A 6,883-nucleotide genomic window follows, 5' to 3' on the forward strand; every position below is an offset into this window, starting at 1 on the left:
TCCAGGCACCGCCGGAGACGACCTCGAGGACATTGGCTACGACCGCGTCGAGATCCTGCATCGCCTGCGGTTCGTGCCGCCATCGTCGAGCTTTCGGGCCGGGTATTCTTACAGCAATTTCGGATTGACAGAGGGTGCCGTGGCAGCCGCGACACCGACGGGAAAGCCCTGGGAGCAGGTCGCCGAGGAGAAGCTCTACCGTCCGCTGGGCATGGCCTCCACGAGTTCCCGCCATTCGGACTTCGTCAAGCGAACCAACCGCGCCGCGCTTCACGTCAAGGTCGATGGCGCCTGGGCAGCGAGGATAGAGCGCGATCCGGATGCGCAGGCGCCCGCCGGCGGCGTCAGCTCTACGGCACGTGACCTCTCGCAATGGGTGCGCCTCATCCTCCACAACGGCGTTTATGCCGGCAAGACACTGATTGCCGCCGATGCGCTAAGCCAGACGCATGTTCCGCTGATATCGCGCGGCAACAACCCCGTCTCCGGCGGCGCATCGTTCTACGGCCTCGGCTGGAATGTCGAATTCGGCCGACACGGCCTGAGCTGGGGCCACGCCGGCGCTTTCAGCGTCGGCGCGCGTACCCTGGTGACAGTCTTCCCAAAGGAGAAGCTGGGCATAGTCATCGTCGCCAACGCCTTTCCGACTGGCCTGCCGGAGGGATTGTCCGACAGCTTCGCCGATCTCGTCTTCGACGGTAAGGTCGAGAAGGACTGGGTCAAGGCGTGGAATGATATCTATGCGGGCCTGTTCGGTCCGGTGGTCGCGGCGGCCAAGGCCGCCTACGCCGCGCCGCCGTCTCCGTCACGGCGAGCCGGGCCGGGCAGTGTCTATGCTGGCCGGTACGCCAACGACTTCATCGGCGACGCGATTGTGTCGAAAGCGGGAGACGACCTTGTACTCAAGGTGGGCCCGGCCGCCGGCCGGTCCTATTCATTGAGGCATTTCGACGGTGATCTTTTCCTGACCTTCCCCGACGCGGAGACGCCGGACAGCCCCTCGGGTGTAAGTTTCGTGGTCGGCGCTGACGGCAAGGCGTCGGCCATGACTGTAGGTTTTCTCGACGACAATCATCTCGGCACGCTGCAACGTGTGGGGGACTGACTTCCAAATCGACCGGTCCCGCCGGGAGTCAGGATGCCGGGCCGTATCGGAGCAGTTTGAAGCAATCGCCGTTGCCCGATTTCGTCTGTGCCAGCGAGGGCTTCGATCTGTCGATCCATTCCTGATGTGACCTCGCGTCGGCTTCGATCGCGTCGACCGGTGCAAGACTGACAAAGCTGCGTCCGTGGCTGAGAAGCCAGCACGCACGGCCGAGAAATCGCCTGCTGCGCTGGCGCAAGAGGTCGGCATCGTAGAAGATGTCGAGCACCTCGTGCTTGATCTTGCGCTCGGTTTCAGGATTGGCGATCGCAACCTCGATCGGCTCGCCGCCGATCGCATCCTGCAGGTCCTTGTAGTCGAGGGTGAGTTGGGTGATGGCATATTTGATCTCGCTCTCGTCGCGCACGATGTCGAACCATAGCGTCGGATCGAGCTGGTTGACGACGAACGACGACTCGAAATCGCGCGACAGGTTGAGGATGTCGAAGTCCCGGATGTCGACGTCGCGCTCAACCAGCAGGATTTCGCGGATCTGCTTGCCAAGCTCCGCTCCCTGCGCGCCGATGGCGGCGTTGGTTCCACCAAGTTCGGGACTAACGTAGGCCCCGCCGTCATCCAGCAGCGCGTCGAATTCGCCAAGTGACTCGACGAGGGGAGCGCCACGAGCGATGCGCGCCGCCAGCTTGGCCAGAACCTGCTGGAGATCCGTTTCGCGTCTGCGCTGGTCTTGGTAATTCTGCTGGAAAAAGAAGATGAACAGCGACACGCCGATGCCGATCAGGATCACGCCCAACTGCGAGAAGATGTTACGGTAGTATTCCAGCAGCTTTTCGCGATGACGCACGTCGTCGCGCACACTGTGGGCGACGCGCAGATTGACGATCAGCGACAGGATGAGCAGCCCAGTACCGACGAGGATGAGGCCGCCGATGAGCAGGTAACCATGGCCTGTGCTGAAGTCCATTCGTTTTCCCTGAAGCCCAGACTGCGCAGAATAGTGCCATTTTGGCTAAATACCTACGGATTTGCAGGCGGTGGATTTGATGGCGGCGACCACCCCAGAAGGTTGACCCGCCTGGCCATCCGGCCGATAGCTCCGCCAGAAACTGCCCCGAGAACCCTGATGACTTCAGACACGAACCTCCACGATGCACGCTCCGCCGATCCTGACACCGCCTGGCAGGCGGACGTCCGCGCCGGGGTGCGCCACGTCCGCGACCTTGACCGCCTCCCGCTGTCGTCAGCCGAGCGCGCAGCCGCCCAGGCCGCGGCGGCGAACCACAAGGTGCGCGCGCCCAAAGCCTATCTCGACCTGATCGACTGGAACGACCCGGCTGATCCGATCCGGGCGCAGGTCATCCCGTCTCCGCAAGAACTTGAGGAAGCGGAAGGCGAACTCGACGATCCGATCGCCGACCATGACTTCAGCCCGGTGCCGCGCTTGACGCATCGCCATGCCGACCGGGTGCTGTTGTTCCCGACCTACCAATGCGCGGTCTATTGCCGGTTCTGCTTCCGCAAGGAATCGCTGACCTCGATCGGCAGGGGTTATACGCGCGAGGCGCTGGAGCCGGCGCTGGCCTATATCGCGGATCACCCCGAAATCCGCGAGGTGATCCTGACCGGCGGCGATCCGCTGTCGCTGCCCGACAAGGCGCTGGCCGAAATCCGCGCGCGCATCGAAGCGATCGCGCATGTGCGGCTGCTGCGCATCCACACGCGCGTTCCGGTGGCGCTGCCGTCGCGCATCACGCCGGGGCTGGTTGCGGCCCTGCAGGGCCGGCTGATGGTCACCATCGTCACCCATTTCAACCACGCGCGGGAAATCACTCAGGCCACGGAAACCGCCTGTCGCACGCTGCGGCAAGCCGGCTTCGTGCTGCTCAACCAGAGCGTTCTGCTCAAAGGCGTCAACGACAGCGTCGAGGCGCTGGAGGAGCTCTGCCGCGAGCTGATGTATCGCCTCGGCGTCAAACCCTATTACCTGCACCATGGCGACCTCGCGCGCGGCATGGCGCACCGGCGCACGACGATTGCGCAGGGGCAGGCGCTGACCGAAGCGCTGCGGGCGCGACTGTCGGGCATCTGCAACCCCGTCTATGTGCTCGACCTGCCGGAAGGCGGCGGCAAGGTGCCGATCGGGCCTTGCCATGTCGAGGGACGGGAGGGCGAGAACTGGCGGCTGCGCGGGCTGGATGGCGAGGTGAGGGCGTATACGGAGATCGTTGGCGAATAGGACTGCGCGCTAACCCCTGTCTTTCTCGACAAACGCCAGCACCACCACGCGCGGGGCAACGCAGTAGGCGAGCCTGGCCTTGCGGCCTGTCTTCGTCGTCGCGTGGCCTGCGTTCAGGTCGACGGTGATGTCCTCATAGCCCAGCACCTCGCGATCGAGCGGATAGACGGCCTTGTAGACGGCTTCCTTGGCGGCAAAAAGGATGCGGCCGGCAAGATGCCGGTCGGCTGCGTCGGTGCGGTCCGCGGGTGTTGTCACGAGCGCCAAAATATCATCCGGGAGAGGCTGCGCGGGCTCGACGTCGATGCCGAGCGAGGCGATATCGCCAACCGGTGCAACCGCCGCTACCGCCATGTCGTCGTCGTGCGCGAGCGAACCCATTATTCCCTCGGGCCAGACCGGCGCGCCGGTTGGCGCGCGCAGGATGGCGACGTCGCCGACGCCAAGCTCCGCCAGCAGTCCGTGCGCGATCCAGCGCGCAGCGCCGCTGGCGCGCCGCATGGCAAGCTGGCGCGCCGCGATAGAGCGGGCTTCCATGGGCAGCAGATGGGCTTCATCGCCTTCGCGGATCAGGCGGCATCCGATCCGGACACCGCTCGGCGCGATCGCGGCCATAGCCTCCAGCAGGGTCGTTTCCGCCGATGAATTCGCAACGGGCGGCGTCAACGATCGACCATCGGCAGGACGGCGATCATTTCTCCGTCCTCGTCGATGCCTTGTTCCACGAAGCCGGCTGCGCGATAGAGGTGGCGTGCGGCCTCGTTCTCGGGCTCGTAGCAGATCGAAACCTCCCTGATATGGCCGAGATTTCCGATCTCGTCGAGCAAGGCGCGCAATGCGGCTTTGCCATAGCCTTTGCCCTGGTGGGCGCGGTCGATCATGAAGCGGTAGACCAGCGCCTCGTTGTCCGACGCATCGTACATCAGGAAACCGACGACACGGGTCCCAGCCATGATGGCGCGCGGCCGCGCGTCTTCGTCGGTTTCGGCTTCTTCGAGGGACTCCGAATTGCCGGCGACGAAATCCCTCTGCTCCGGAGCCAGTTCCAGGGCCGCCACCAGAGCGCGGTTGGCCCTGGTCACGGCAACGAGACGGATGTCCTCGGTGTTCAAGCCGATGCCTTGGCCGAGGACTCGGTGATCGGTTCGACGAAGCGATGCAGCTTGGCCGGGTTGCCGCGCCATATGGAGTTGGGCTCCAGCTCTTCGCCCTTCATGACGAAGGAGTCGACATCGACCACCGAACCTTCGCCCATGACAACGCCGTAGTGGACAAAGGCGGAGGGTCCGAGCGTGCAGCCCTTGCCGATGCGGATGAAGTCGGACTTGAAGGCGCCTTCTTCCAGCGAATGGGCCTGGATGACGCAGCCCTCGTTGAGGGTGGCGTCGTCGCCGATCTCCACCAGCGAGCGTTCTGTCAGATTGCTGCCGCCGTCATAGACACGGCTGCCGATCTTGACGCCCAGCATGCGCAGGATCATCGGCCGGAACGGCGTGCCGGCGAACAGCCGCACGATCGGCGAATCCGCCAGCTTCCAGTGGCGTTCATGACGCCAGAACGCGACGTCATAGATCGTCGTCATCTGCGGCTTCAGCCTGCCGAAACCAAGACTTGCCCGTTCCACGAAGATGTAGAACGGAATGGTGATCGCCGAGGTCAGCAGCACGGCGACGAACAGTGCGACTTCAGCCCATTCGGTGTAGTAGTTCAGCGCCCGGTCCCAGATCGCCAGCGTGGCGAACAGCATGACCCATTGCGTTGCCACGAACAGCAGGATCGTCACCAGATTGTGGCGGTTCTTCAATGGGATGCGCCGGCGCCGGTCGTCCTCGTCGATGCCGGCGATGAGTTCCTTGTCGCGGTTCACCATGCGCGGGATTTCAAAGGCAGGCGAACCCAAGAGCCCGACATTCTCGCGCAGCGGCCCGTCGATGGGGATCATCACCTTGGTGCCGAGCAGGACGTTGTCGCCGGTGCGGCCGTCCGGCGGATAGTAGATGTTGTTGCCGAGATAATTGCGCTCGCCGATCCTCGTCGGCTCGAGCCTGAAGGCGGCGGCGGATTTGTGCATGTTGATCATGAACAGCCCGTCCGACACCATGGTCTCGGTGCCGATCTCGCACAGAAGCGGGTTTTCGTGCTGCTGGTTGGAGCCGAAATTGGAGCCGGTCTGCACCACCTTGTTGAGATTCCAGCCGATCGCTCGCATGTAGTGCACGATGGCCGAGCTGTCGCCGGCCAGCAGGCCGAGCACGCGGGAATTGCTGGAGAATTCAGCGACGGTCTGCAGCCAGTAGCGGAAGCCGTACAGCGTGTAGGTGCGGCCTGGCTTCAACAGCAGGCTGACCAGGCGCGGCACCAGCGTCGCCGCCAGGAAGGATGCGGCCATGTAGCCGAACAGCGTCACCGTGGTGCCGATCGCGACGACGCCGATGGTTTCCTGGTAGTCGTCGCCGACATTTTCCCAATAGCTGTGGAACAGGAGCGGCAAGGGAGTGACGATGGCAAACAGGCCGATCAGCTGAACCGCTTCGAACAGGAAGCGCCGGATGTTGGACGGATCGACATTGCGCACCTTGCAATAGTCGGCCGTGGTCGGCACGGCCGGCGAGCCATGCCAGCGTTCGCCGTCGGGGATGCTTTGGCCGCGGTGCAGCGAGGACGAATGGCCGAGCTGGGCGCCGTCGCCGATCCTGGTGTCGATGTCGAGCGTCGAACCGACGCCGACAAAGGCATCGCGGCCGATGGTCAGCGGCCCGGTGTGGATATAGCCGGCCTGCGCCCGGAAGCCGAGGATCATCGATTCCTTGCGCAGGATGGTGTTGGCGCCGATCGAGATGAGATCCGTGCAGACGGGCACGGATTTCGATTCGATGACGGCGTTCTTGCCGAGCCTGGTGCCGAGAAGCTGCAGGTAGATGCTGTAGAGCGGGCTGCCGCGGAACAGCACGACGGGCGCGGTGCGGATCAACGTCTTGACCACCCAGAAGCGGAAGTAACGCACGCCCCAGATGGGAAACGCTTCCGCCTTCCAGCGGCCGACCAGCACCCATTTGGCGAGGACGGCAAAACCCGACATGCCGAAGAACACGGCGGCCGAAAGCGCCACGCACCTGATGTAGAGCTGCAGCGGATCGTCGAGCGCGTCGTACATCCAGTTGAGACCACCATTGATCGCCCACAGGGCGCCATAGCTGTAGAGCCCGTAGAACATCAGCTGTGCGGCGCCGCAGGTCCAATAGGCAAGATTGGAGGCCCGCCGCGTGAGGACGGGCTCGTTGGTGGCCGTCGTCATCTCGTCCGCTACGCCCAGATGCAGCGCCAGCCGCGCCACGGTCGGGTGGAGGTAGATGTCGCGCATGGACGCCGTCGCCCATTCCTTCCTGGTGCGCACACGGGCGCAGAAATGCGCCATCAGCAGCGAGTTGGCGCCGAGATCGTCGAAGAAATTGTCCTCGACGGACACTTCGTCGAACTTCAGCACCGCGGCCAGCGCGTCGGCCAGGAAACGCTCGTCGTCATTGGCGGGCGCGACCATGGCG

At 64.1% G+C, this 6,883-nt stretch carries 6 protein-coding genes; 2 read left to right on the forward strand and 4 right to left on the reverse strand.

Annotation, left to right across the window (positions count from 1 at the left end):
* Positions 1 to 1,105 (forward strand): serine hydrolase (locus tag EN994_RS12520; RefSeq protein WP_164745888.1); only part of this gene is annotated, 1,105 nt, incomplete at its 5' end.
* Between the two features lie 28 nt (positions 1,106 to 1,133).
* On the opposite strand, the gene EN994_RS12525 is transcribed toward EN994_RS12520, so the two are convergent.
* Positions 1,134 to 2,069: a hypothetical protein gene (locus EN994_RS12525; protein ID WP_013530658.1), complete on the reverse strand. Its 936-nt coding sequence runs from the start codon at positions 2,067 to 2,069 to the stop codon at positions 1,134 to 1,136.
* A gap of 159 nt (positions 2,070 to 2,228) precedes the next feature.
* Between EN994_RS12525 and EN994_RS12530 the strand changes: the two genes are divergently transcribed.
* The gene (locus EN994_RS12530) at positions 2,229 to 3,341 is read left to right on the forward strand and encodes a KamA family radical SAM protein (protein WP_063168613.1); all 1,113 of its coding nucleotides are present in this window, start codon (positions 2,229 to 2,231) and stop codon (positions 3,339 to 3,341) included.
* 9 nt (positions 3,342 to 3,350) lie between these two features.
* Here the strand turns inward: EN994_RS12530 and EN994_RS12535 are convergent, their stop codons facing one another.
* The 3 genes from EN994_RS12535 to EN994_RS12545 all read right to left on the reverse strand — a co-directional run.
* Positions 3,351 to 3,956: a 4'-phosphopantetheinyl transferase superfamily protein gene (locus EN994_RS12535; RefSeq protein ID WP_063170289.1), complete on the reverse strand. Its 606-nt coding sequence runs from the start codon at positions 3,954 to 3,956 to the stop codon at positions 3,351 to 3,353.
* Between the two features lie 47 nt (positions 3,957 to 4,003).
* Positions 4,004 to 4,453 carry a GNAT family N-acetyltransferase gene (locus tag EN994_RS12540; protein WP_244514318.1) on the reverse strand — a complete coding sequence of 150 codons (450 nt, stop codon included), beginning with the start codon at positions 4,451 to 4,453 and terminating at the stop codon, positions 4,004 to 4,006.
* Positions 4,450 to 6,883 (reverse strand): Pls/PosA family non-ribosomal peptide synthetase (locus EN994_RS12545; RefSeq protein WP_245466016.1); only part of this gene is annotated, 2,434 nt, incomplete at its 5' end. The genes EN994_RS12545 and EN994_RS12540, both read right to left, overlap by 4 nt.

Source organism: Mesorhizobium sp. M7A.F.Ca.CA.002.09.1.1 (assembly GCF_003998555.1).
In the GTDB taxonomy this organism is placed as follows: domain Bacteria; phylum Pseudomonadota; class Alphaproteobacteria; order Rhizobiales; family Rhizobiaceae; genus Mesorhizobium; species Mesorhizobium ciceri.